Below are 25,575 nucleotides of genomic sequence, written 5' to 3'. Positions count from 1 at the left end.
TCCGTCAAATCAATATTAATTAATTTGAATAATAGATTCAGAAGACTTATTTGAGAGGTATCCTATTTAGCGCTTATTCACTATTAAAGTTCAGAAATATAAAGAAATATTTCTAAAAGTAGTGCATGTTACATGTTGCGAGTAACCGTTAAATAGCTATTGAGTCTTTGGACTAAAAATCTATTATAATACCCGTAAAAAGTAACTTCCAATGAAATCACTGAAATGTTAGAATAGTCAAAATAAAATAATGTACTTCAATTTTATAATTTAAGGAGGATAAACATGTCTATTAAACGACTTGATAAGTTTCAAAGCTATAATATGAGTCTTGTAGATTTGCAACAACAACAAGCATTAAAGCGTTACATCGCACGTTCTAGTGAACGTGAACGAATTGCTAGTGAACTGCAAATTAAAAATCCCTTGGAAGTAGATACGCCTGAGCGAGTTACACTTCGTAAAGCGATTATAGATCCACGTGATGGACTTGCTATGGAGCGTATTATTGGTCAAGATGATCTATTTCCTATCTCTTATCTTGAAGCAGGTCTGCAAGCAGCTAGACCAGTTTGTAGAATCGAAATTCGAGATCGAATAGGCAGGGTTCTCGGACATGCTACAGGTTTTCTTGTATCACCTTCGTTATTGCTTACAAATAATCATGTTTTGGAGAACTACGATACGGCTCAGTTTAGTCGCGCACAATTCAACTATGAAGTTGATCTTGACTTAAAAGAACGTCCGATGAAAACCTTCCGTTTAACACCTGAGCGTTTATTTATAACGGATCAGAAGCTTGATTTCACATTAGTCGCGATAGAGGATATGTCTGCTGATGGCACCAAAGTAAGTGATTTTGGGTTCTTACCCCTCATTCCGCAAACTGGAAAAGGGTTGGTTGGTGAATATGTATCAATTATTCAACATCCTTCAGGGGCCCCTAAAGCTGTTGCGATTAGAGAAAATCAAATTATGGATGTATTTGACGACTATATTCATTACTCCACAGATACCATGCCTGGATCCTCTGGATCACCTGTATATAATGACGAATGGATCGTAATCTGTCTCCACCATGCAGGCGTTCCAGATCCAAAGGATGCGGCTAAATTTATTGCCAATGAAGGGATTCGCATAAGCAGTATTATCCAGTTTGTCGTGGAGCAAAGCGCCAACTTGGGTGAAGATCAAAAGTTATTAATAAATGACATTGTGAAGGGGTGGAAAGTCCAAGGTCCTACTTCTGAGGAGATGGTAGTTGAGGAGTTAAGCGATTCATGGTATGAAGGTTCGACCGGCTATGACACTCAATTTCTTGGTGACGATTATGAAGTTCCTCATCCGATGTTCAGATCTGATCTTGAACAGGATGTTGCCCAGTTAAAAGACGGAAGCAATGTGCTCCATTATACGCATTTTTCAATTGTCATGAGCAAATCACGCCGTTTAGCATATTATACGGTGGTTAATATTGACGGCAATCAGTTGATGAAGATTGGCCGTAATGACAAATGGTATCTCGATTCTCGCATCGAAATAGAGTACCAGTGCGGTCCTGAATTATATAAAAATAATCCGCTTGATCGGGGACATCTTGTCCGCCGGCTTGATCCTGTTTGGGGAGATTCGGCGGAAAGGGCAAATAAGGATACGTTCCACTTTACCAATTGTGCTCCTCAGCAAAGTAAGTTGAATCAAAAAACCTGGTTGGATCTGGAGAATTATATTTTAGATAATGCCGAAAACTCGAATCTTAAAGTAACGGTGTTTACTGGACCAGTTTTTAGGATGGATGACATTATTTACAGAGGCGTTCAGATACCGGCAGAATTTTGGAAAATAGCAGTCATTGTTAAGAAAGATGGAAACCTCTCTGCAACTGCTTATTTGCAGACTCAAAAAAATCTTATTGAGGATTTGGAATTTGCTTACGGTGAATATAAAACGTACCAAGTGCCCATTTCAAAAATTGAGGAGACTACAGGTCTTGATTTTGAAGATTTACGTAATTACGATCCTATCAATCAATTAGAATCGATAATAGGATATGTCATTGATGCACCCGAGGATATAAAACTCTGAAATTTGAACATTAAAATTTAGCTATTGTTCCCCTAGTGGTAGCGGCTCTACCACTGGGCCAACTAACCCTTAATATAGGTAGATAACATTGATTTGAGGAGCGATTATAAATGGGGACTAGTAAATTTAATGGAATAAACCAGATTTCCTATCAACTAGCAAAAAGCAAAATAAAAACAGGAGATATTCTTTTTTGTAGCGGACGCTATTTAGTCAGTGAGATGATAAAAAAACTATCAAACTCTGTATTCAGTCATGTAGCCTTGTTAGTCTATTGGAATGAGCGTGTACTTGTATTGGAAAGTGTAGAAGACGACGGTGTCAGGGTGGTCCCATTATCACATTATCTTTACAATTATGAAAATAGTAAGGAAAAGTATAATGGAGAAATGTATGTAGCCCGACATGAAGTTGTTGATAGTTCTGATTTTGATAAAGAAAAAATAAAAAGTATGTGTGGAAAAGCGATTGATTTGCTTAATCGAAATTATGACAAAGACGAGATAGCCAAGATTGTTGCACGCATAAGTTTAGGAATCGTAAGACATACGGAGGATTTTGAATATATGTGCTCTGAATTCGTAGACGAATGCTACAAGCAATTGGAAATAGAGCTTTCACGCGATCCAATGGGTTTTATTTTCCCAGAACATATTGCGGCAGATCCCTATGTCAAACCTTTGTTCGAAATCACTCCATGATATCATTTCAGGTTTAATAAATCACAGTGATCTAGATAACTACTAAAATTCCATTCTCTTCAGATTTCTAAAAATAAATACTTTTTTGAGCACATTTTACTGATTCTAGGAAAATACTAAAAGTATTGTTTCTATTATTGGTGCTTGTTGCATACTATAGATAAAAGTTACTCACATATGGAGTTGTAGTAAGTCCTATGCGCAAGCTTTATTGTTTCACAATAACGAAGTATAAAGAAATCTAGGTTTCTTAATGAATTTAGTGATATCGTATTACACTTCAAACAACAATTCATCATATAATTATAAACCTAACATACAATAAAAAAGGGCTGAGTGTTTCAGCACTCAGTCCTAAATGGTAGACTGCTAGACAAAATCATGGTCGATTTTGTGCATCGTACGACGACGTAATTAGTTGGGCAGAAAAAGCTTTTGGCTAAAGAAGAAAGAAGTAATTGTCCACACTCCTGCCGATGGGGGCGGTTACTTCTTTCTTGATAAGAAAAAGATAACTGACAACGCCACCGACATAAAAGCAATCCAACCGCCAGATAGTTGAATGAGTAAGCTTAGCAATTCGTATGTTGTCATTTGTATTCACCTCCATAAATGGTGCAGTTTTTTAGGGCGTAAAATGATAGAGATAGCCCTTTTATTATGTATATGTGCAATCAAATACGTATATGTTTAATTTCTCTAGGGAATATTAGGGATTTTCACTAATTAGTCTTTTATCTCTAAGAAGCGGGAGTTCCAGCTCCTATAGCATAGTAAAATAATAATAGTTCTGGGTACTTGTGTATCTAGAAGTAAAAATTCAACCCTCTATAACACAGGTTGATTTTTTTTTATTTCCCCGAGTATCTGGTCTCGCTTTTGCCTTTAATACTTTTGTAATATCCACGGAAGAATCCTCTACAACTTCACCACGCGATATATATTCATTTTGATGTCCCTACATGAGCTTAAATAACATGTGTGACCTTGGACGAAGACATGCATGACCTTTTTTATGATTTCACTTTCCTCTTGCAGCTCTTCTTCCACTTTCAACTTCGCTAACTATTCGCACAGTTCTCTAGTTTGAACTGCAGTCAAAGACACGCTCTCTTTATTTTCTGTTAGTATGAAGTTCGTATTTGAACATGTCCAATTTTTAAACTGACTCCAAATATTGCGAGTAAGCACTAGATTGTTGAGAGAAACTTATTCTCTGTTGCGCGTAAGCGAACCTCCCCCTATACCACAAAATCTTCCTCAACTAGACACAACCTTCTCCGACACAATACCGTATAATATACTTAGGTGATTATTTTATGTATAAATTTATAGTATTTACACATGTATTAAGCGCAATTTTATCTATTGGTCCGTTCTTTGTACTTTTTCCGTTATTAAATAGGATGAAACTCCAAAATAGAGAGTTGTTAGATTCACATTTAGAGGTGTTCCAAGCTGCTATACGGATTGTAAAGCATGCTGGGCATGTGCTTGTTGTATCTGGGATTTTGCTTATGTGGCAAGGAAATTGGCCGTGGTCGACGTCATGGGTCATTATGACGATTGTTGTAATGGTAAGTTCGATTGTTTTTCTAGCGCGAGCGTTTAAGCCGAATATTCGATTGTTTCGAGATGAGAAGATTGATTTGAATACGCTTGTTTTAAAATTACGTCGCTCTGTGTGGCTCTATATTTTATTGTTACTTATAATGCTTTGGTTCATGGTAGCCAAGCCGAATCTATGGTAAATACTTGCCTTCCCAGGTCTACGGGAAGGTTTTTTCTTTGCGTATTAATACAGTTGTTGTCCTCAGTTCAAAATTAATTGCTCACGATGCAGAACTAGTTGCTTTCATCTATAAAATGGTTTCCCTTAGCTTAATTTTGTTAGTTAATAGAAAATAATGCCACCCCACATGACTCCGAATTGTATCCCAATATTTCATTAAACGTAGACAGAATATGCCTTTGAGAACCTTTCTCACCACAGAAGTGGAGAGGTTTTTTATTTTGAACAAAAAATTCACAATTATTTTTCAAGCGTGTAAAGTGCGATATATCGCAAATGTAAACGATTACATAGTATATGAATATTCCAAACTAACAGATTATTTTAAAAAAGGGTGTTGACGGGGCATTTTAAAGGCGATATGATAACTACAATATATTAAATATTGTGAGAAAATTCACAAACTAAAGAAGACTATAAATAGTCTAAAGCTGCAAAGCTAAACGCTAGATAAGCGGTAAGTATAGGAGCGATTAAAATTGAGAAGTGACATGATTAAAAAAGGTGTAGACCGTGCCCCGCACAGAAGTTTACTTTATGCAACTGGGGTCAAAACAAAAGATTTAGATAAGCCGTTTATTGGCGTTTGTAACTCCTATATTGATATTATTCCAGGCCATATGCATTTGAATAAATTTGCAGAGGTCGTTAAAGAAGCAATACGTGAAGCTGGTGGAATTCCATTTGAGTTTAACACGATTGGTGTAGATGATGGGATTGCAATGGGACACATCGGGATGAGATATTCACTTCCGAGTCGTGAACTGATTGCAGATTCAGCGGAAACTGTTATTAATGCCCACTGGTTCGATGGTGTGTTTTACATTCCAAACTGTGACAAGATCACTCCAGGAATGTTAATGGCAGCAGTAAGAACGAATGTCCCATCTGTTTTTGTATCAGGTGGTCCGATGGAAGCTGGTACTTCAGCTGACGGCAAACAACTTTCACTTACTTCCGTTTTTGAAGGTGTTGGTTCTTATAAATCAGGTGGAATGACAGCAGAACAACTACTAGACATCGAACAAAATGCATGTCCAACATGTGGTTCATGTTCAGGGATGTTCACAGCAAACTCAATGAACTCTTTAATGGAAATGCTAGGGTTGACACCACCGGGTAATGGAACGATTGTTGCTACATCCGACGAACGTCATCGCCTTATTAAAGAAGCGGCACAACATCTTGTAAGAATGGTAAAAGAAGATATTAAACCGCGTGATTTAGTTACGAAAGAAACAATAGACGATGCATTCGCACTAGACATGGCGATGGGTGGTTCTACAAATACAGTACTACATACATTAGCTATCGCTCATGAAGCAGAAATCGAATACGACGTGAAAGAGATTAATGAAGTAGCGAAGCGTGTTCCTTATTTATCGAAGATTATGCCAGCTTCTGATTACTCGATGCATGATGTTCATCTTGCAGGAGGAGTTAGTGCCATTATAAAAGAACTTTGCGAAATTCCAGGAGCGGTTCATCCGGATCGTATGACGATTACAGGTAAATCACTCTATGAAAATGTAAAAGATTCTAAGATTACAAATGATCAAGTCATACGTCGAAAAGAAAATCCATATAGTCCTGTAGGTGGCTTATCCGTCTTATTCGGGAATATCGCACCAGAAGGCGGAGTTATTAAAGTCGGCGCAGTAGATCCTTCAATAAAAGAGTTTACTGGAAAAGCAATTGTCTTTGATTCTCAGGAAGCTTCCCAAGAAGCAATTGATAACGGTACGGTTAAAGAAGGCCATGTAGTAGTTATTCGCTACGAAGGCCCAAGAGGCGGACCAGGAATGCCAGAAATGCTCGCTCCAACTTCAGCGATTCAAGGTCGTGGATTAGGAACGAAAGTGGCACTCATAACAGACGGTAGATTTTCAGGTGCATCAAGAGGAATTTCCATTGGACATATTTCTCCAGAAGCAGCTGATGGTGGACCAATCGCATTAGTCGAAGATGACGATATTATCGTAATTGATTTGACTAATAGAACAATAGAGTTGCAGGTTAGTGAAGAAGAATTAGCAAGTAGAAGAGCTAAACTTCAACCATTTGAACCGAAGATTAAAAAAGGTTATTTAGCAAGATATTCGAAGCTTGTAACATCTGCTAGTACAGGCGGAGTTATGAAAATCTAAGAAGATAATAATAGAAATCTATGATGAGGCAAAAGTTAAGGGAACCTTGTATTTACAGAGAGCCGGTAGAGCTGGGAGCCGGCAATACAACCTTTAGCGACATCCCCTCGGAGTGAAGTGTTGAATGGGAAACCTACTAGATACTTCCGGGTGTAGTACTACTGACTACTCTCGTTAAAAATGGACAGTTGGCTGTTTTGGTCGGTTGTCTGCGAGGTAGCGGTTGCGCTGCGAACTAGGGTGGTACCATGAAAAGAATTTCATCCCTATACAAAAGAACGATAGTTTTTTTGTGTGGGGTGAAATTCTTTTCTTTTTTATAAATAACATGTAAGAAAGTAAGACTTGTCTATTCATTTACTGTCTAGACTCCAGGCGCCTGCCGCTCGAGGTCGAATGTCAATTTGCTCCTGCGCGAGCTCGTCGCAGAAGAGCGTTCCTGCGGTGGCTGAGGAGCTGCCTCCTCGGAAATCGCCATTCGCTCGTCGCGGCAAAGCGGGCGCCTTACGCTTTTCTTTGACACTGGACGATTTGATCAAAAGGAGGAAATTATGATGAAGATGACTGTTGAAGAAACAGAACAAATGTATGAAGAGCCCGAAGCCTCGGTAGCTCCGAAGCAATTGGATGGTGCAGATGTTTTAATTGAAACGTTAAAAAAGCACCAAGTTGAAGTAGTTTTTGGTTATCCAGGTGGAGCCGTATTACCGATTTATGATGCGCTACACAAAAACCCGATTAGACATATTTTAGCGCGTCATGAGCAAGGAGCAATCCATGCAGCGGAAGGATATGCACGAGTTTCTGGAAAAGTAGGAGTAGTCATTGCAACAAGTGGCCCGGGAGCAACAAATGTTGTCACAGGGATTGCGGATGCAATGATGGATTCGATTCCACTCGTTGTTTTTACAGGGCAAGTTGCAACAACGGTTATTGGAACAGATGCTTTCCAAGAGGCGGACATCATCAGTATTACACAACCAATTACAAAACATAATTACCAAGTAAAAGATGTAGCGGATTTACCAAGAATAGTAAACGAAGCTTTTCATATTGCTTCCACAGGTCGTCCAGGACCAGTCGTCGTAGATATTCCGAAAAACATGGCAACAGGGATTTTTAGTCCAACTGATGAAACAACAGGGGAAGTAAATCTTCCAGGATATCAACCGACGACAACACCGAACTTTTTACAAATTCAAAAAGCGGCAAATGCTATTTCAACGGCAAAACAACCGCTAATCTTAGCTGGTGCGGGGGTATTATTCGCCAAAGCATCCGATCAATTGGTAAAGCTAGCTGAGAAATATCAAATTCCTGTAACGAACACTTTACTCGGTTTAGGAACGATTGAAGGAAATCATCCACTATTTATCGGGATGGCGGGAATGCACGGCACATACACAGCAAATATGGCGATTCAAACCTGTGACTTACTTATTAATGTTGGAGCAAGATTTGATGATCGTTTAACCGGAAACTTAGCTCACTTTGCACCTAATGCAAAAGTGATTCATGTCGATATAGATCCTGCAGAAATCGGAAAAAATGTACCAACCGAAATTCCGATTGTCGCAGATGCAAAAGAAGCATTACTCGCGCTTCTAGAACAAAATGCTCCAAATGGCAATACGGCAGCATGGTTGGAAAGCTTACAGATCAATCAAGAGGAATATCCGTTATTTTATGAAGCAAGTGAAGAAAAAGGTCTGCTACCACAGCAAGTCGTAGAACTTATTCACGAATATACAAACGGAGATGCAGTTGTTACAACTGACGTAGGACAGCATCAAATGTGGGCAGCACAATACTATAAATTTAATCACCCACATAACTGGGTAACGTCTGGTGGTCTAGGAACAATGGGCTTTGGTTTCCCAGCAGCAATTGGCGCACAGCTTGCGAAGCCAGAAGCAAAAGTAGTTTCCATTGTGGGAGATGCTGGTTTCCAAATGACGCTGCAGGAATTGTCGCTCCTTCAAGAAATGCGCATTCCAGTGAAAATAGTTATTTTGAACAACCAAGCACTTGGAATGGTTCGCCAGTGGCAAGAAACGTTCCACGGTGAGCGTTACTCGCATTCTCTAATACCTGTTCAACCAGACTTTGTGAAACTAGCGGCAGCTTACGATATAAAAGGATACAAAATCGAAACGTACGAGGATGCAAAAGCCCAATTAAAAGAAGCATTAGCATCCGATGAACCGGTATTAATCGATTGCAGAGTAGTTCAAAAAGAAAAAGTATACCCAATGGTTGTACCAGGTACGGCACTACACGAAATGATTGGAGTGAAGCCAGAATGAAACGCATCATTACAGTAACCGTGATTAACCAAAGCGGCGTTTTAAACCGCGTAACTGGCCTTCTCATGAAACGTCAGTTCAATATCGAAAGCATCACAGTAGGTCATACAGAACAACCGCAAATTTCCAAAATGACGTTTGTCGTAAATGTAGAAGACGAACAAAAACTAGAGCAACTTTTAAAACAACTACAAAAACAAGTAGATGTACTGAAAGTAAACGATATTACAGAAAAATCGATTGTCGTTCGAGAACTCGCACTTGTGAAAGTAGTCGCACCACCAACCGTAAGAGCAGAGATTAATAGTATTGTAGAACCTTTCCGAGCTGCAACAATCGACACTGGCAAAAACGTCGTGACATACCAAGTAACAGGTAATCCGGAAAAAATTGATGCATTTATTGATTTGCTCAAACCATACGGCATTAAAGATTTAACAAGAACGGGTGTTACGGCATTTGTAAGGGAAACTCAAAAAGTCCATACGCCGCAATTATCTATTTTGTAAATTAGAAATGCGGAAGACGCCGTTTAGCTGCGACAAGCAAATGACAGTTTTTGAGGAGGCAGTTCTTCAGCCACCGCAGAAAACTGGCATTTGACCTCGAGCAGCTGGCGTCTGAAGCTAGACACAAAGCAACACTAAAATCCAGTAACAAAGTTAAACACTCTAATATAAATTAAAAAACAATCCTGAGGAGGAAATAACAATGGCTAAAATGTATTATAACGGAGATATCAACGAAGGACTATTACAGGACAAAACAATCGCAATCATCGGGTACGGATCACAAGGTCATGCACACGCACAAAACTTAAAGGATTCAGGTTTTAACGTAGTAGTAGGTATTCGTGCAGGGAAATCTTTTGATCAAGCAAAAGAAGATGGATTAGAAGTATATTCTGTTAAAGAAGCGGCTGAAAAAGCAGACGTTATCATGATTTTATTACCAGATGAAAGACAAAAAGCGGTATACGAAGCAGAAATCGCACCAGCATTAACTGCAGGAAAATCATTAGTATTCGCTCACGGATTTAACGTACATTTCGATCAAATCGTACCTCCAGCTGATGTGGACGTATTCCTAGTTGCACCAAAAGGACCAGGTCACTTAGTACGTAGAACGTTTGAAGCGGGAGCAGGAGTACCAGGATTATTCGCTGTATATCAAGATGCTACTGGTAACGCAAAAGAAACAGCTTTAGCTTATGCAAAAGGAATTGGAGCAGCTCGCGCTGGTGTACTTGAAACTACATTTAAAGAAGAAACAGAAACAGATCTATTCGGAGAACAAGCGGTACTTTGCGGTAGTACAACTGCAATCGTAAAAGCTGGTTTTGAAACGCTTGTAGAAGCAGGATACCAACCAGAGCTTGCATACTTCGAAACATTGCATGAACTAAAACTGATCGTTGACTTAATGTACGAAGGTGGAATGGCTACAATGCGTTCTTCTATCTCGGATACAGCTGAGTGGGGAGATTTCGTATCAGGACCACGTATCATTGATGCTTCTGTAAAAGATCGTATGAAAGACGTATTAACAGATATCCAAAGCGGTAAGTTTGCAAAAGAATGGATCGAAGAAAACGAAACAAATCGTCCAAAATATAACGCGATCAAAAAAGCAGAATCCGAACACCAAATTGAGGTTGTAGGTGCAAAACTTCGTGAAATGATGCCATTCATCAATGAAGGGAAAAAACAAGTGAAGAAAGAAGTGGTGACGAGTGCGCAAAATTGACATTTTTGATACAACGCTTCGTGATGGGGAACAATCCGCAGGGATCAATCTTAACACGCAAGAAAAATTAGAAATCGCTCGTCAGCTTGAAAAGTACGGAGTTTCCATAATTGAAGCAGGTTTTCCTGCTTCATCCCCTGGGGACTTTGAAGCGGTTAAACTAATTGCCGATACGGTGAAAAACTCAGTTGTGACGGGGCTTGCTCGGACGATTAAAGGTGATATTGAAGCAGCTTGGGGGGCATTGAAAGGTGGAGTGCAACCACATCTTCACACATTTATCGCAACATCCCCAATTCATATGCAAACAAAGTTGAATAAAACACCAGAACAAGTAATTGAACTTGCTGTGGAATCCGTGAAACTGGCAAGAAAATATTTTCCACTCGTACAATGGTCTGCAGAAGATGCGACTCGCTCGGATAAAGAGTTTCTTGTACGCATTATTAATGAAGTGATTAAAGCAGGAGCTACAACGATTAATATTCCAGATACAGTAGGGTATGCAACACCTATTGAATATGGCGCTTTATTTAAATACTTATCTGAAAATGTCACTGGCATTGAAAAAGTGAAGCTTTCTGCTCATTGTCATGATGATTTAGGCTTAGCAACAGCAAATACACTTGCAGCGATTGAAAATGGTGCAACACAAGTAGAAGGTACGATCAACGGAATTGGTGAACGAGCTGGAAACGTAGCGCTAGAAGAAATTGCAGTTGCACTACATATTCGCAAAGACTACTACCAAACAGAATCCGGCATCGTATTAAAAGAAACGAAGCGCACAAGTCAGCTTGTAAGTAAGCTAACAGGTGTTGCGATTCAACCAAACAAAGCAATAGTCGGGAAAAATGCTTTCGCACATGAATCTGGTATTCACCAAGATGGTATGCTGAAAAACCCAGAAACGTATGAAATTATTACACCAGAATTAATCGGAGATGCAACTACTGAGCTTGTACTTGGAAAACATTCAGGTCGTCATGCATTTTCTAGTCGCGCAGTAGAAATGGGCTTCCATTTAAGTGATGAAAAACTAAATGCAGCATTTGTCGCATTCAAGAAATTAGCAGACCGTAAGAAAGAAATTACGGAAGATGATTTGTTTGTTTTATTGACTGATCAACAAGTAAAAACGTCGGAAGTGGAAGTGTATGAGCTAGAAAGCGTGCAAGTGCAGTATGGAACTTCTAATATTCCTACAGCTACAGTTCAAGCGAAAACACCGTCTGGTCAAGTAGAGGTTGTATCGTCTACAGGCGCTGGTTCAGTAGAAGCAATTTTCAATACGCTAGAAAAGCTTGTGAAGGGAAAAGTTCACATTATCGATTATCGTGTGTCATCTGTTTCTAAAGGCCGGGATGCACTTGGCGAAGCTGTCATTAACTTGACTTTCAATGATGTCGTATCCGTTGGGCGTAACGCTTCACAAGACGTATTAGAAGCATCCGCAAAAGCATATTTAAATGCGATTAATAGACAATTAATAAAAGCACATTATCAGGAAAGAGTGCCAGTAGTTCAATAATGCTAGAAAAGCGGAAGGCGCCGTTCAAACCGCGACAAGCAAATGGGGAATTGCGAGGAGGCAGCTCCTCAGCCACCGCAAACGCTTTTGTTTGCGACGAGCTTGCGCAGGAGCAGTAATTTCACATTTGACCTCGAGTGGCTGGCGGCTGAAGTCTAGACAAAAAACGGGAGTGAATGAGATGGAAAAAACGATAACAGTATTACCAGGCGATGGAATTGGTCCAGAAGTAACGGGAGCAACTGTTCAAGTGCTTCAAGCGATTGAAAAACGATATAATCATACGTTTAATTTTCAATACGCTCTGATAGGTGGAGCTGCAATTGATGCTTGTGAAAATCCACTTCCTGAAGAAACAATTAACGTATGTAGCGAAAGTGATGCCATTCTCTTAGGTGCAGTTGGTGGGCCAAAATGGGATCAAAATCCATCTCATTTACGCCCGGAAAAAGGATTACTAGCAATTCGCAAACATTTCGGATTGTACGCAAATATTCGTCCAGTAAAAGCGATTCCTGCATTACTCGAAGCTTCACCCCTTAAAAAGGAAATCGCAGAATCAGTAGATTTAGTTATCGTTCGTGAGTTAACGGGAGGGTTATACTTCGCAGAGCCACGTAAGAAAACAAAAGATTACGCAATAGATTCTCTCGTTTATACACGCGAAGAAATCGAGCGTATTGTCGATACAGCATTCCAACTTGCTCGTAGTCGTAGAGGAAAACTTGCTTCTGTCGATAAAGCGAATGTACTCGATTCGAGTAAACTGTGGCGCGAAATTGTGGAAGAAAAGAAACAAGGTTATCCGGATGTAGAAGTGGAACATATGCTTGTTGACTCGACTGCAATGAAATTGATCACAAAACCAGATGCATTTGATGTAATTGTAACGGAAAATATGTTCGGCGACATTTTAAGTGATGAAGCTTCTGTTATTACAGGTTCTTTAGGGATGCTAGCATCTGCAAGTACAAGAGGAGATGGATTTGGATTATACGAGCCAGCCCATGGTTCTGCTCCTGATATTGCAGGGCAAAACAAAGCAAACCCAGCAGCAACTATTCTTTCTGCAGCAATGATGCTTCGCGAAGCATTCCAAATGGAAACAGAAGCAGCAGCAATTGAAGAAGCAGTATTTAATGTACTAAATGACGGCAATTTCACAAGTGATTTACAAGTAGAAGGCAAACGCGTTCTGTCAACAACAGAATGGACAGCAAAAGTATTAGAAGAATTAGACTCAGAATTTGTATCCGATAGCATTATGTTTACGTATGTCTAACCAAAAGGAGAGGGACCAAATGGCAAAAACGATAATTGAGAAAATATGGGATGAACATGTAGTATATGAGGAAGAAGGTAAACCAGACCTTCTCTATATCGATTTACACTTACTCCATGAAGTGACATCTCCGCAAGCTTTTGAAGGGTTACGACTAAACAATCGCAAAGTTCGTCGTCCGGATCTTTGCTATGCTACGATGGATCATAATGTACCAACTCGTAATAGAGAACAGATTAAAGATGAAATTGCACGCAAGCAAATAAATACACTGCAAGAAAACTGTGAAGAATTCGGGATTCCACTAGCAAATATGGATCATCCGGATCAAGGAATCGTCCATATTATCGGGCCTGAATTAGGTTTAACACAGCCAGGTAAAACAATCGTTTGTGGAGATAGCCACACATCTACACATGGTGCATTCGGTGCAATCGCTTTTGGTATCGGTACAAGTGAGGTAGAGCATGTACTTTCAACGCAAACACTTTGGCAAGCAAAACCGAAAACAATGGAAATCAAAGTAATTGGAGAACTAGGTTTCGGAGTAGCAGCAAAAGATATCATTCTAGCGATTATTTCAAAGTTTGGTATCGATATGGGAACAGGTTATATCGTGGAATACACTGGCGAAGCTATTCGTAAGCTATCGATGGAGGAACGTATGACAATTTGTAATATGTCCATTGAAGCGGGAGCGCGTGCTGGTTTGATCAGCCCGGATGCAACTACAGTTGAATTCCTAAGAGGACGTGAACATGTGCCGACTGGGGAAGCTTTTGAAATAGAAGCAGCACGCTGGTTAGCATTAGCATCTGACGAGGGAGCAGTTTACGATAAAACAGTCGAAATTTCTGCAGACGAAATCGAACCTTTCGTTACTTGGGGTACAAATCCATCTATGGGTTCAGGTGTTTCAAACAATATACCACTTACAACCGATTTTACAGAAGTAAGCGACCGATCAGCACATGAAAAAGCACTTGCTTATATGGGTCTTAAAGAAGGCATGCCATTAACGGATATTGCCATTACGAATGTATTTATCGGTTCATGCACGAACGCTCGTCTAAGCGATTTGCGCACAGCAGCAAGTGTAATCGAAGGGCGTAAAGTACACCCAACAGTAAAAGCAATTGTGGTTCCAGGATCACAAACTGTGAAAAAACAAGCAGAACAAGAGGGCATCGACAAAATCTTCCTTGATGCAGGATTTGAATGGCGCGAGTCTGGTTGCAGTATGTGCCTAGCGATGAATGACGACGTTGTACCAGCTGGCGAACATTGTGCTTCTACATCCAACCGTAACTTCGAAGGGCGCCAAGGTGCAGGATCTAAAACACATTTGATGAGCCCAGCAATGGCAGCGGCAGCAGCAATCGAAGGACATATTGTAGACATTCGCAAATTTCAACTTGATACAGTAGGAGTATAAACCACTGAATCAACGTAAGGAGGAAAAACGATGGAGCCTATTAATGAAGTAAAAAGTGTCATTACCCCTTTATATCAAAAGAACGTCGATACCGACCAAATTATTTCAAAGGAATTTCTAAAAAGAATTGAGCGCACTGGTTTTGGTAAGTACTTATTTTACCACTGGCGCTTTGATGCAGAAGGAAATCCAAATAGTAAGTTTGTATTAAATGATGAGCGTTATAAGGATTCTACTATATTAGTAGCGCATGAGAACTTCGGATGTGGATCTTCCCGTGAGCATGCTCCGTGGGCAATTCTGGATTATGGATTCCGCGTAGTGATCGCACCAAGTTTCGCAGATATTTTTTATAATAACTGCATGAAAAATGGAATTCTTCCTATTAAATTGTCTGTCGACGAAGTAGAAGAGATTTTAAGTAAGGAAGAATATAACGTAGAAGTGAATCTAGAAGCACAAACAGTTACAGGAGAGGACGGTGTAGTTTATTCATTCGACATCGATCCATATCAAAAGAAAATGCTTATAAATGGATGGGATGAAATTTCATTAACCTTCCAATATGAAGATCATATTAAAGCTTTTGAATTAAGAAAAGCGTAAGGCGACCGCTTGTCAGAGACAGAGTTCTTCTGCGACGAGCTTCGCGCAGGAGCAAGCAAATGACGATTTTCGACGAGGCAGTTCCTCAGCCACCGCAGAAAATTGACATTTGACCTCGAGCTGACGTCGCCTGAAGTCTAGACAATGAAAAAATTAGCAAATTAGGAGATGGTTTTGTTGGGAATTCATACGACACTGTAGGTTTATTGGAAGCATCTGTAAAAGTATCGGAGTTCGTTCATCGGACGCCGTGTAAAATGTCGACTACATTTAATGAATACACAGGAAAAAATGTTTTCTTGAAATTAGAGAACTTGCAAAAAACGGGTTCATTTAAAATAAGAGGTGCAATGAATAAAGTATCTCAGCTGACAGAAGCAGAATGCGAGAAAGGATTAATCGCCGCTTCTGCAGGGAATCACGCTCAAGGAGTTGCGTATGCTGGTAAAGCACGCAATGTGCCAGTCACGATCTTCATGCCAATCGGAACTCCTGAAACGAAAGTGAATGCGACAAAAGGCTACGGCGCAACAGTAAAGCTAGTCGGACAAAATTTCGATGAAGCCTATGTTGCTGCAAGAGAAGAACAGCTTCGAACCGGGGCAACATTCATCCATCCATTCGACGATTTAGCCGTTATTGAAGGCCAAGCGACAGTAGCGATGGAAATGCTGCAACAACGTCCAGAAATTGATACGATTGTTGTTCCAGCCGGTGGAGGAGGACTTCTTGCAGGTACATTACTTGCAGTGAAATCGACTCGTCCTGATATACGAGTTATCGGCGTCCAATCGGCCAATTCCTCTGCCATGGTCACTGCATATAAAGGCAAAAACGGAGGGCTCATCCCGTTCCAAGGCAAAACGATTGCAGAAGGGATTAACGTGAAAGTACCAGGAAAGCTGACAACCCAAATTATTCATTCCCTCGTAGATGACATGATCACTGTATCCGAAGGAGAAATTGCATCCGCAGTCCTTTGCATGCTCGAACGAGAAAAATTACTTATTGAAGGTGCAGGAGCCGCAGCAGTAGCGGCAGTGTTGAACCACCACATGCCATCCGCATCACGAAACGTAGGAATCATCGTAAGCGGAGGAAACTTAGACATTAGTAAACTCGCTGAATGTCAGCAAATGTCGTTCCAAGTACCATTAGCAAAATAAACTACAATCGAAACCACTAGTCTTTTTGGAGGCTAGTGGTTTTAGTGTGAGTTGAGCATGCTAGGTTGTGGAAATCACAAGATACACTCTTCTAATCGCAAGATGAATATTCAAATACCTCCATTAACTAATTTCATTTCAAAATAAAAGCATACTAACTTGACTTTCATTAGTAACTAAAATATAATTACTTACGAAAAGTAACTTAAAAAGAGGGGAATATTAAATGAAATATCATAATAAACCATTCACTTTCGTAGAATTAGTTGAATTAAAAGTAATGAACTTAGAAGAATCACTTACGTTTTATCAAGAAGTAGTAGGATTTAAAGTTCTAGAAAAACAAGACAACAGAGCACTTCTAACAGCAGATGGGAAAACAGCGTTACTTTCCCTTGAACAACGACCAGACTTCGAACCAAAAACTCAAAAAACGACTGGTCTATATCATTTCGCGTTATTACTTCCTACTCGTGCAGATTTAGGTGCGGTTTTAAAACATTTTATCGAGATCAATATCCGTGTTGGAGCGGGAGATCACTTAGTAAGTGAGGCGCTTTATTTAAATGACCCAGATGGTAACGGCATCGAAATTTATAGCGACCGTCCAGATACTGATTGGAAATGGAATGGGGAACATGTTGCAATGGATACCCTTCAAATCGATGCACAAAGTATTTTAGCAGAAGGTGCAAGTACTAAATGGGAAGGTCTACCAGCAGGCACTGTAATGGGGCATATCCATTTACATGTTGCAGATTTACAAACTGCTGAAAAATTTTATAATGCATTAGGACTTGAAGTTGTTACTCCATATCCAGGTGCATTATTCATGGCAACAGGGAAATATCATCACCATATCGGTATGAATACATGGGCTGGCGTAGGAGCACCGGCTGCAGCGGAAAATATTGTTGGACTTGAGGCTTTTACTCTAGTTTACCCAAGCAATGAAGTATTAAATACTGCAATCGAAAACTTGAAACTAATTGATGCACCTGTAACAGAGGAAAACGGAAAATATATCACAAAAGACCCATCACAAAATAAAATCAAATTAATCGTTAAATAAATGGTAAAAAAGCGAGAGTGTCTCGAAATCTTGAGACACTCTTTTTCATTTGAGTAATACTAAGATAAACACTCCCACCCAAGCGCTTCAATCTTCTCCCTCTATTACACCTAAATATTTGACCAAGCCTATACATATTGACGTCACTTTTCTCAAATTCTTTCCGCTTTCAGTATCCATCACTTTTACTCTATTTTTGTCTATCGACAAATTTTTCTTTTGGACAGCTACTTAGTCGATTTTTGTCTGGCGAGCTGTTTGAATTCGACAAAACAAGACCGTTTTGTTGAAGAAAAGGAAATATTGGCGATTCGTTCGAAACTTTGTTTTCTGAACGAACCGAGTGGATATAACTAAATAAATTTTCTCTAATACACTTTGGCAACCCTTGTCCAAAGTTACTAGGAGTTAGAATGCCTGCAATCTGGACAAGAATAGTGACACCGGTCGATTTTAGCGAGCCCTATGTCGAAAATCGGTCATATATTTTACTGTTTTTATTTTCTCAGTGATTGGCTAAATCTCACCATTGTAAAGCTTGTGTTAAGTTTAGAGAAACGCCCTCTATTTTACGTTGAAATATGCTATATTTCCTTGTGGGAGGTCTCAATACCTATGAAAAAATGGTCTAGTATACCACTGCGAACGAAGTATTTAATTGCAATTTTTAGTTCTTTTATATTATTTGGTATGATGACGGTATTATTAATTATTCAAGTGATTCACAATCAAAACCTGTCCGATAAATTAGAGATATCCTCAGAAAATGTCGAGAATGCAGATATTATGCGTGCAGAGGTAGCTAGTTTATACATAGCAATTTCGCTTTTTGCAGGTGATCCGTTAGAGGAATTCGACAAAGATTATGAAGCGAAGAAAACAAATCTGGCACAGCTAGTACCGACTGTGAGTTCGCGGATGGCGCATATAGATTGGGCTAGTTTCGAGAAAACATTAAACGAGATTCAAACAACTTATGAAAATAATTTAAAAAGTTCCGTTGTCAACAAAGAAAATGTTGCAAAACGCCGTCAGCTGCAATCGATAAATGAAAAGTATAATGTGTTGATAGAAATGCTTGATGCTACAAGAGAGCAAGAATCGAATAATCGACAATTGATCATAGACGAAATGAATGCAAGCCAGCAAAATACCATTGTCATAGTCGTTGCTTCATTCTTAATAGCTGGTGTATTATCGATTATTTTATTGTTACTGACGAATCGTCAAATAAGAAATCAATTGACGAATGTGGCCTCATCGGCAAAAGAGATTTCTAAAGGAAATCTACTTGCAAAGCCAATACATATTTCGACAAAGGACGAAATTGGCGAAGTATCAATGGCGATGAATGAAATGAAAAACAATTTAACTGAAATGGTTCAAATGATAAAACTAACAGCAGAGAAGCTAAGTATAGATAGTACAACATTAAAGGCATACTCTTCGGAAACTGTGGCAAGTTCTAATACAGTACAAATGGCTATAAATGAAGCTAGCGTAAGTATGCTAGAGCAAAAAGAAGCATCGATTGGAATTCGAGCATTTTTAGAGGAGTTTTCACGGACTTTTGAGAATGTATCAGAAAAAGCAGTTGCTTTAAATAATCATGCCTCTTTTGCGGTGGAAGTCGCAGATGCAAGTGCAGGTACGATGAAAAAAGCAGCAGCTGAAGCGGTACATTTGCGCTCTTTATTCAAAGCGGCAGATAAAGAGAGAAAATTGTTACAAGAGCGCACAGAAGAAATAGCCAGAATGACCTCTATCGTCCAATCTATTTCCAAACAAACAAACCTTCTTGCGTTAAATGCAGGAATCGAAGCCGCAAGATCTGGTATTCATGGAAAAGGATTTGCCGTAGTTGCGGAAGAGGTGAAAAAATTAGCGGATGAAGTGTCTGTTACTGCAAATACGATTAACAGCATTTCTACATCTATTTCGCAACAGGGACATGAAATGGAGATTGTCTTTGCAGAAGGGCTCTCTACATCCAAAAATAATGCGACATCTTTCCAGTTATTGCACGAAAAATTTGATACAATCGTGTCGTTTATAAGAGAGTCCAAAAACCAGAATGATCATATGAAAGATTCTATTAAGACAATTGAGCAAGAAAAGAATATGTCAGAAAAACTCATTTTTGAGTTAACGGAATCTATAGAATCTAATACAGCTCAAATGGAAGAAACGGTGCAATTACTAGTAGCAAATCTAGAAACTATTGAATCATTATCAGCATTAATCAGTGATATTAGCGAACAAGCAACTATACTAGAAGCATCTACCGCACGTTTCGTTATATAACCAAAGCCTAAAAAGTCTCATTTCGGGACTTTTTGGTCTTTTTTTCATTTAGTAGAGTCGTATTTTATAGATTTGTAATGTAATTGTTACACAATTGTAAAATAAAGAGGTTATAAAGCGTGATAAGATGGGTATAGAAAAATTTTCTGAAAACTCTAGCTGCCCGGAGGAACATAATGAATTACAAATCTATGTCGCAAAAAGTCATTGCAATATTCGTATTATCTATACTTTTAGTTACAGCACCATTCGCAGGAAATACTGAAGCAGCAAGTTCAGTAGACTCAAAAGAATTAGTAGCAACAGCTAAAAACTTAATAGGAACTAAATACCGCAGCGGTGGTACTACGAAAGCAGGATTTGATTGTTCAGGATTTGTAGGATATGTTTACGAAGGACTAGGAATCAGTCTACCTCGGAGTTCATCAGGTATGCATGCAACCGGTTCAAAAGTGGACAAGGCTGATTTAACATCAGGAGACTTGGTTTTCTTTAATACATCAGGTAAAGGTGTTTCACATGTTGGTATATACATAGGCGACGGTAAGTTTATCCATTCATCGACTTCAAAAGGCGTGAAAATTGATAAATTGAACGACCCAGCTTATTGGGGCAAACGCTATGTTGGAGCTAAACGAGTGACGGATGTAACAGTAGCCACAAACAAATAAACATATAAATAAACGTTCTATCGTATAATTTACGGTAGAGCGTTTTTTTCTTCTCCATACGTATTATCTTCCACTAATCCATTCACAAAAATGTTTGAAAAAAGTGATTCCGTTCGTCATAATGGAGAAAAACGACCCATAGTAAGGGGGAGAAGAAATATGCAATACAAAAGGAAAGAATCCTTCCGCTATACCTTTACTGAACCGTGCAAAGCTACTTTTCGCTTAATAAAAGATGCAAATGGACTAACTGAAAAGGAAATATCTAATAAGGGTATTTGCGAAATTATCGACATCAGTCCACATGGTTTGAAAATCTTTACAGAGTTCTCCATTGCAATTGACAAACAAATCCATGTAGAAATTAATTTTACATTAGATGAATCACCAATCGATTTAGTTGGCGAATTTGTCTGGTCTCATCGGAAGATAAATGGATATGAGTATGGTATTAACTTACCCGAGGATACTTATACGGAGCAACTAATTATTAATGAATTAAAAAATGTGCGCAGAAAATCGATGGACATGAGAAAGTAAAGAATATTACACCATTCGACAAAAAATAAATAAAATCTTAAAAGTAAGAAGGATATTTCGGGTTGGATGTTGAATCATATATGTAGAGTTAAATTTAAAGGAGGAGTTTTCATGCTAAACTTTAACATTCGTGGGGAAAATATTGAGGTGACTCCTGCAATTCGAGATCATGTTGAGGGGAAAATTGAGAAAGTAGCCCGTTACTTCAACGAAGAAATCGAAGCAACAGCCAATGTCAATTTAAAGGTGTACAATGACAAGCAAACGAAAGTAGAAGTAACGATTCCTATGAAAAATTTAACATTACGAGCAGAAGAGCGCCATTCAGATATGTACGCTGCTGTAGATCTTATCGTAGACAAGCTGGAAAGACAAATACGTAAATATAAAACAAAAGTAAATCGTAAATTCCGTGAACGAGAAGGTGTCGCTACTTTCTTTTCAACCGTTGATGCACCTGACGCGCCAGTAGAGCAGTCAGATGAAGAAGCATACAACATCGTTCGCACAAAGCAGTTCGATTTAAAACCAATGGATCAAGAAGAAGCGGTATTACAAATGAATATGCTTGGCCATAATTTCTTCATCTTCACGGATGCAGAGTCAGATGGCACAAACATCGTTTACAAACGTAAAGACGGTAAATACGGTTTAATCGAAACAAACTAAATTTACCAGGCAACTCTCCTCGAATTTCGAGGAGAGTTTTTTATGGTTAGGTAACTATAGAAGATTTAGACATGTGGTTAATTTTTTTCAAGTCGCATAAGGAATTTATTTTAATCATGGTATAGGGAGACTGTGCGGTAGTTAGTCAAATGAAGTGTCCGCTAGGATTTTCGCTGCAGGACGAACGCTTTCCGCCGGCTTGGCTTCAGCCGCTTCCTTCTCTAAGCTCAGTCCAGGGTCTTCAGCTCAAGCTTTTTCCGGCTGGAGTCGCCGCCCTTTCGCTACAATCCAACATAATTGCTTACTTAACAGTGCCGACTCATTAAAAACCAAACATAATACAGTTTTCAATGTAGAGATTTACCCAATAAATGGATTTGACCAATCAAATCCTCAATGTAAGCAACCAATTCTATACTTTAAGCAATCAATTGATCAACAAAAGCAACCATTTCTAAGAGAACAGAGTTCCCTTGTTGTGAAACACTGATTTCTTCAAGCAATTATGTATAATTTAGTGGATATTCACGATATTTATAGCCTATCTTATCTAGATACACACCAGCGAACACTTTTGACCGTAGCACGCCAAAGCCGCATGAGCCGAAGTCAGGAGACCCACTCGGGCGAAGCACGAGTTGGCTCATGCGAGGTGCGGCAAGTGTGAAGGTTCAGCGGCCATTTTTTACCACGCAGTTTCTTTAATATGTGTGTTATTCTATTTTATCGTTTCCATGAGCTAAATTGTGCAGGACCATCCACGCCCAGCAACATGCAATGAACAGACAAATCCCCTGCTGAAAGCGACAATTTTATAACGCAATTAATAACTCTTAAAGAGCTCTCTCTGCCAATTGTAAATTCGCTTATTTGCGTGAGATTCTATCGAATGGTAAAATGGGGAGTAAGACTAAATGGGAAGTGAAAATAGATGCTTGGTGTATTAAATAAAGTATTTGACTTAAATAAACGTGAAATAAAACGATTAGAAAAAATTGCAGATCAAGTAGAAGCATTAGCTGGTGAAATGGAAGCGAAATCTGATGAACAACTAGCTGCAAAAACGGTCGAGTTCAGGGATCGTTACGCAAAAGGAGAAACATTGGACAAGCTGCTACCGGAAGCATTTGCTGTAGTGCGTGAAGCGGCTAAGCGTGTACTTGGAATGTTCCCTTTCCGCGTCCAAATTATGGGGGCAGCGGCACTTCATGAAGGGAATATCGCAGAGATGAAAACAGGGGAAGGGAAAACCCTTACGTCTACTATGTCTGTGTATTTAAATGCGATTCCAGCACTTGGAGCACATGTTGTAACGGTCAATGAATATTTATCAAGCCGTGATGCTGCAGAAATGGGCCAATTGTATAATTTCTTAGGACTGTCAGTAGGATTAAATTTAAATTCATTATCTAAAGAAGAAAAACGTGAAGCATATGCGGCGGATATTACGTATTCGACGAATAATGAGCTTGGTTTCGATTATCTGCGCGATAATATGGTGTTATACAAAGAAGATAAAGTACAACGTCCACTTCATTATGCCGTAATCGATGAGGTTGACTCCATTTTAATTGATGAAGCGAGAACGCCATTAATTATTTCTGGGCAAGCAAACAAAGCGGCGTTATTGTACAAGCAAGCAAATGCTTTCGTCCGTACATTAATCAAAGACACGGATTATACGTATGAAGAATCTACAAAAGGCGTTACGCTAACAGATGTTGGGGTAGAAAAAGTAGAAAAAGCATTTAATATTGAAAACTTATTTGATTTGACACATGTACGCTTAAATCATGCGATCAATCAATCATTGAAAGCTCATGCTTCCATGCATTTAGATGTGGATTATGTTGTTCAAGACGGGGAAGTTGTGATCGTTGACTCCTTCACTGGTCGTCTGATGAAAGGTCGTCGTTATAGCGATGGTCTACACCAAGCGATCGAAGCAAAAGAAGGATTAGAAATTCAAAATGAATCAATGACAATGGCTACAATTACGTTCCAAAACTTTTTCCGTATGTACGATAAGTTATCTGGTATGACTGGTACGGCGAAAACAGAGGAAGAGGAGTTCCGTAATATTTATAATATGAACGTTATTGCGATTCCAACGAACCGTCCGATTGCTAGGGATGACCGTGCTGATTTAATCTATGCTTCGATGAACGGTAAATTTGAAGCAGTAGCAGCAGATATTGCAGAACGAAACCAAAAAGGTCAACCTGTTTTAATCGGTACCGTTGCAATTGAAACCTCTGAAATTATTTCCAAATTGTTAACCAAACATGGTATTAAGCATAATGTATTAAATGCGAAAAACCATGAACATGAGGCGGAAATTATTGCAACTGCAGGACACTTAGGTTCCGTTACGATCGCGACAAACATGGCTGGTCGTGGTACTGATATTAAACTTGGCGACGGTGTTTTAGAAGCAGGCGGTTTAGCTGTAATTGGTACGGAGCGTCATGAATCACGCCGAATTGACAATCAGCTTCGTGGACGTGCTGGTCGTCAAGGAGATCCAGGGGTGACGCAATTCTATCTTTCAATGGAAGATGAGTTGATGCGTCGTTTCGGTTCAGATAATATGCGTAATATGATGTCTAAACTAGGAATGGACGATTCACAGCCTATCCAATCGAAAATGGTTTCTCGTGCGGTAGAATCCGCTCAAAAACGTGTAGAAGGTAATAACTTCGACTCGCGTAAACGCTTATTGCAATATGATGATGTTTTACGTCAGCAACGTGAAATTATTTATAAAGAGCGTAACGAAGTATTAGAAACTGAAAATATGCGTGCACTTGTAGAATCGATGATTTTCGGTGCGATAGAGCGTTTAGTAGGCTCTAATACTGCTTCAGACAATAAAGCGGAGTGGACTCTAAAAGGAATAGTAGATTACGTACAAGCGAATTTACTGCCAGAAGGTGTCATTTCACTAAGTGACTTGGAAAACTTATCACCAGAAGAGATGATCGAAAAATTAAAAGAAGAAATAATTCGCTTCTATGATGCAAAAGAGGAAGAAATGACTCCAGAGCGCATGCGTGAATTCGAAAAAGTTGTATTACTTCGTTCGATTGACTCTAAATGGATTGACCATATCGATGCGATGGATCAGCTACGTCAAGGTATTCATTTACGTGCGTATGGGCAAAATGACCCGCTTCGTGAATATCAAAGTGAAGGATTCGCTATGTTCGAGGCAATGGTCGATGCGATCCAAGAAGATGTTGCGAAATATGCAATGAAAGCAGAGATCCGAAATAATCTTGAACGGGAAGAAGTAGCAAAAGGGCAAGCGGTAAATCCAAAGGAAGAGGGAGGACCCGTTAAGAAAAAACCAGTTCGTAAGGATGCAGCGGTAGGACGAAATGACCTATGCCCATGCGGTAGCGGAAAGAAATTTAAAAACTGTCACGGAACAGCACAATAACGAGATGCGAAAAGCGCCTATGTCTACCCCTCAAGGTAGACATAGGCGCTGAAGCTGGCCAGTAACTGAATAGAATATCA

The 25,575-nt window shown here is 39.3% G+C and carries 18 protein-coding genes; all 18 read left to right on the top strand.

What is annotated here, in order from left to right:
* Window positions 1–285: 285 nt before the first annotated feature.
* The 18 genes from OR571_RS22220 to secA all read left to right on the top strand — a co-directional run bounded on the left by OR571_RS22220 (window position 286) and on the right by secA (window position 25,495).
* Complete coding sequence (locus tag OR571_RS22220; RefSeq protein WP_282246105.1) at window positions 286–2,085, top strand: DNA/RNA non-specific endonuclease; 1,800 nt, start codon at window positions 286–288, stop codon at window positions 2,083–2,085.
* 110 nt (window positions 2,086–2,195) lie between these two features.
* Entirely contained in the window at window positions 2,196–2,786 is a 591-nt protein-coding gene (locus tag OR571_RS22215; RefSeq protein ID WP_282246104.1) for a YiiX/YebB-like N1pC/P60 family cysteine hydrolase, read from the top strand.
* A gap of 1,319 nt (window positions 2,787–4,105) precedes the next feature.
* Window positions 4,106–4,537, top strand: coding sequence for a hypothetical protein (locus OR571_RS22210; RefSeq protein ID WP_282246103.1), 432 nt, complete (start codon window positions 4,106–4,108; stop codon window positions 4,535–4,537).
* A 520-nt stretch (window positions 4,538–5,057) separates the two neighbouring features.
* The gene (gene ilvD, locus OR571_RS22205) at window positions 5,058–6,725 is read left to right on the top strand and encodes a dihydroxy-acid dehydratase (RefSeq protein ID WP_282246102.1); all 1,668 of its coding nucleotides are present in this window, start codon (window positions 5,058–5,060) and stop codon (window positions 6,723–6,725) included.
* Between the two features lie 584 nt (window positions 6,726–7,309).
* Window positions 7,310–9,031, top strand: coding sequence for an acetolactate synthase large subunit (gene ilvB / locus OR571_RS22200; protein WP_282246339.1), 1,722 nt, complete (start codon window positions 7,310–7,312; stop codon window positions 9,029–9,031).
* Window positions 9,028–9,540 (top strand): acetolactate synthase small subunit, encoded by a 513-nt coding sequence (gene ilvN, locus OR571_RS22195; RefSeq protein WP_142537461.1) that lies wholly within the window; start codon window positions 9,028–9,030, stop codon window positions 9,538–9,540. Before ilvB ends, ilvN begins: the two co-directional genes overlap by 4 nt.
* A 202-nt stretch (window positions 9,541–9,742) precedes the next feature.
* Complete coding sequence (ilvC, locus tag OR571_RS22190) at window positions 9,743–10,777, top strand: ketol-acid reductoisomerase (RefSeq protein WP_282246099.1); 1,035 nt, start codon at window positions 9,743–9,745, stop codon at window positions 10,775–10,777.
* Window positions 10,764–12,308, top strand: a complete 1,545-nt coding sequence (locus OR571_RS22185) for a 2-isopropylmalate synthase (RefSeq protein ID WP_282246097.1) — start codon at window positions 10,764–10,766, stop codon at window positions 12,306–12,308. Before ilvC ends, OR571_RS22185 begins: the two co-directional genes overlap by 14 nt.
* A 181-nt stretch (window positions 12,309–12,489) precedes the next feature.
* Entirely contained in the window at window positions 12,490–13,590 is a 1,101-nt protein-coding gene (gene leuB, locus OR571_RS22180; protein WP_282246095.1) for a 3-isopropylmalate dehydrogenase, read from the top strand.
* A gap of 19 nt (window positions 13,591–13,609) precedes the next feature.
* Window positions 13,610–15,025, top strand: a complete 1,416-nt coding sequence (gene leuC, locus OR571_RS22175) for a 3-isopropylmalate dehydratase large subunit (RefSeq protein ID WP_282246093.1) — start codon at window positions 13,610–13,612, stop codon at window positions 15,023–15,025.
* A gap of 30 nt (window positions 15,026–15,055) precedes the next feature.
* Window positions 15,056–15,631 carry a 3-isopropylmalate dehydratase small subunit gene (leuD, locus tag OR571_RS22170; protein ID WP_282246091.1) on the top strand — a complete coding sequence of 192 codons (576 nt, stop codon included), beginning with the start codon at window positions 15,056–15,058 and terminating at the stop codon, window positions 15,629–15,631.
* 206 nt (window positions 15,632–15,837) lie between these two features.
* Entirely contained in the window at window positions 15,838–16,797 is a 960-nt protein-coding gene (locus OR571_RS22165) for a threonine/serine dehydratase family protein (protein WP_282246089.1), read from the top strand.
* A 226-nt stretch (window positions 16,798–17,023) separates the two neighbouring features.
* Window positions 17,024–17,869 (top strand): VOC family protein, encoded by an 846-nt coding sequence (locus OR571_RS22160; protein ID WP_282246087.1) that lies wholly within the window; start codon window positions 17,024–17,026, stop codon window positions 17,867–17,869.
* A gap of 615 nt (window positions 17,870–18,484) precedes the next feature.
* Window positions 18,485–20,173 carry a methyl-accepting chemotaxis protein gene (locus OR571_RS22155; protein ID WP_282246085.1) on the top strand — a complete coding sequence of 563 codons (1,689 nt, stop codon included), beginning with the start codon at window positions 18,485–18,487 and terminating at the stop codon, window positions 20,171–20,173.
* A 176-nt stretch (window positions 20,174–20,349) separates the two neighbouring features.
* Complete coding sequence (locus OR571_RS22150) at window positions 20,350–20,844, top strand: C40 family peptidase (RefSeq protein ID WP_282246083.1); 495 nt, start codon at window positions 20,350–20,352, stop codon at window positions 20,842–20,844.
* A 159-nt stretch (window positions 20,845–21,003) separates the two neighbouring features.
* The gene (locus tag OR571_RS22145) at window positions 21,004–21,384 is read left to right on the top strand and encodes a PilZ domain-containing protein (protein WP_282246081.1); all 381 of its coding nucleotides are present in this window, start codon (window positions 21,004–21,006) and stop codon (window positions 21,382–21,384) included.
* 111 nt (window positions 21,385–21,495) lie between these two features.
* On the top strand, window positions 21,496–22,053 hold the full coding sequence (hpf, locus tag OR571_RS22140; protein ID WP_282246079.1) for a ribosome hibernation-promoting factor, HPF/YfiA family: 558 nt from the start codon (window positions 21,496–21,498) through the stop codon (window positions 22,051–22,053).
* 931 nt (window positions 22,054–22,984) lie between these two features.
* Complete coding sequence (gene secA, locus OR571_RS22135) at window positions 22,985–25,495, top strand: preprotein translocase subunit SecA (RefSeq protein ID WP_282246075.1); 2,511 nt, start codon at window positions 22,985–22,987, stop codon at window positions 25,493–25,495.
* Window positions 25,496–25,575: the final 80 nt, after the last annotated feature.

The sequence above is a fragment of the Psychrobacillus sp. NEAU-3TGS genome (genome assembly GCF_029955155.1).
Lineage (GTDB): Bacteria > Bacillota > Bacilli > Bacillales_A > Planococcaceae > Psychrobacillus.
This window is presented reverse-complemented; position numbering and strand designations above follow the sequence as displayed.

What these genes read in the sequence shown, in the direction of transcription:
- ilvB (WP_282246339.1), top strand. Translation starts at nt 7,310, where the DNA reads ATGTATGAAGAGCCCGAAGCCTCGGTAGCTCCGAAGCAATTGGATGGT.
- leuC (WP_282246093.1), top strand. Translation starts at nt 13,610, where the DNA reads ATGGCAAAAACGATAATTGAGAAAATATGGGATGAACATGTAGTATAT.
- leuD (WP_282246091.1), top strand. Translation starts at nt 15,056, where the DNA reads ATGGAGCCTATTAATGAAGTAAAAAGTGTCATTACCCCTTTATATCAA.
- OR571_RS22160 (WP_282246087.1), top strand. Translation starts at nt 17,024, where the DNA reads ATGAAATATCATAATAAACCATTCACTTTCGTAGAATTAGTTGAATTA.
- leuB (WP_282246095.1), top strand. Translation starts at nt 12,490, where the DNA reads ATGGAAAAAACGATAACAGTATTACCAGGCGATGGAATTGGTCCAGAA.
- ilvN (WP_142537461.1), top strand. Translation starts at nt 9,028, where the DNA reads ATGAAACGCATCATTACAGTAACCGTGATTAACCAAAGCGGCGTTTTA.
- OR571_RS22145 (WP_282246081.1), top strand. Translation starts at nt 21,004, where the DNA reads ATGCAATACAAAAGGAAAGAATCCTTCCGCTATACCTTTACTGAACCG.
- OR571_RS22155 (WP_282246085.1), top strand. Translation starts at nt 18,485, where the DNA reads ATGAAAAAATGGTCTAGTATACCACTGCGAACGAAGTATTTAATTGCA.
- OR571_RS22210 (WP_282246103.1), top strand. Translation starts at nt 4,106, where the DNA reads ATGTATAAATTTATAGTATTTACACATGTATTAAGCGCAATTTTATCT.
- OR571_RS22220 (WP_282246105.1), top strand. Translation starts at nt 286, where the DNA reads ATGTCTATTAAACGACTTGATAAGTTTCAAAGCTATAATATGAGTCTT.
- hpf (WP_282246079.1), top strand. Translation starts at nt 21,496, where the DNA reads ATGCTAAACTTTAACATTCGTGGGGAAAATATTGAGGTGACTCCTGCA.
- OR571_RS22150 (WP_282246083.1), top strand. Translation starts at nt 20,350, where the DNA reads ATGAATTACAAATCTATGTCGCAAAAAGTCATTGCAATATTCGTATTA.
- OR571_RS22215 (WP_282246104.1), top strand. Translation starts at nt 2,196, where the DNA reads ATGGGGACTAGTAAATTTAATGGAATAAACCAGATTTCCTATCAACTA.
- secA (WP_282246075.1), top strand. Translation starts at nt 22,985, where the DNA reads ATGCTTGGTGTATTAAATAAAGTATTTGACTTAAATAAACGTGAAATA.
- ilvC (WP_282246099.1), top strand. Translation starts at nt 9,743, where the DNA reads ATGGCTAAAATGTATTATAACGGAGATATCAACGAAGGACTATTACAG.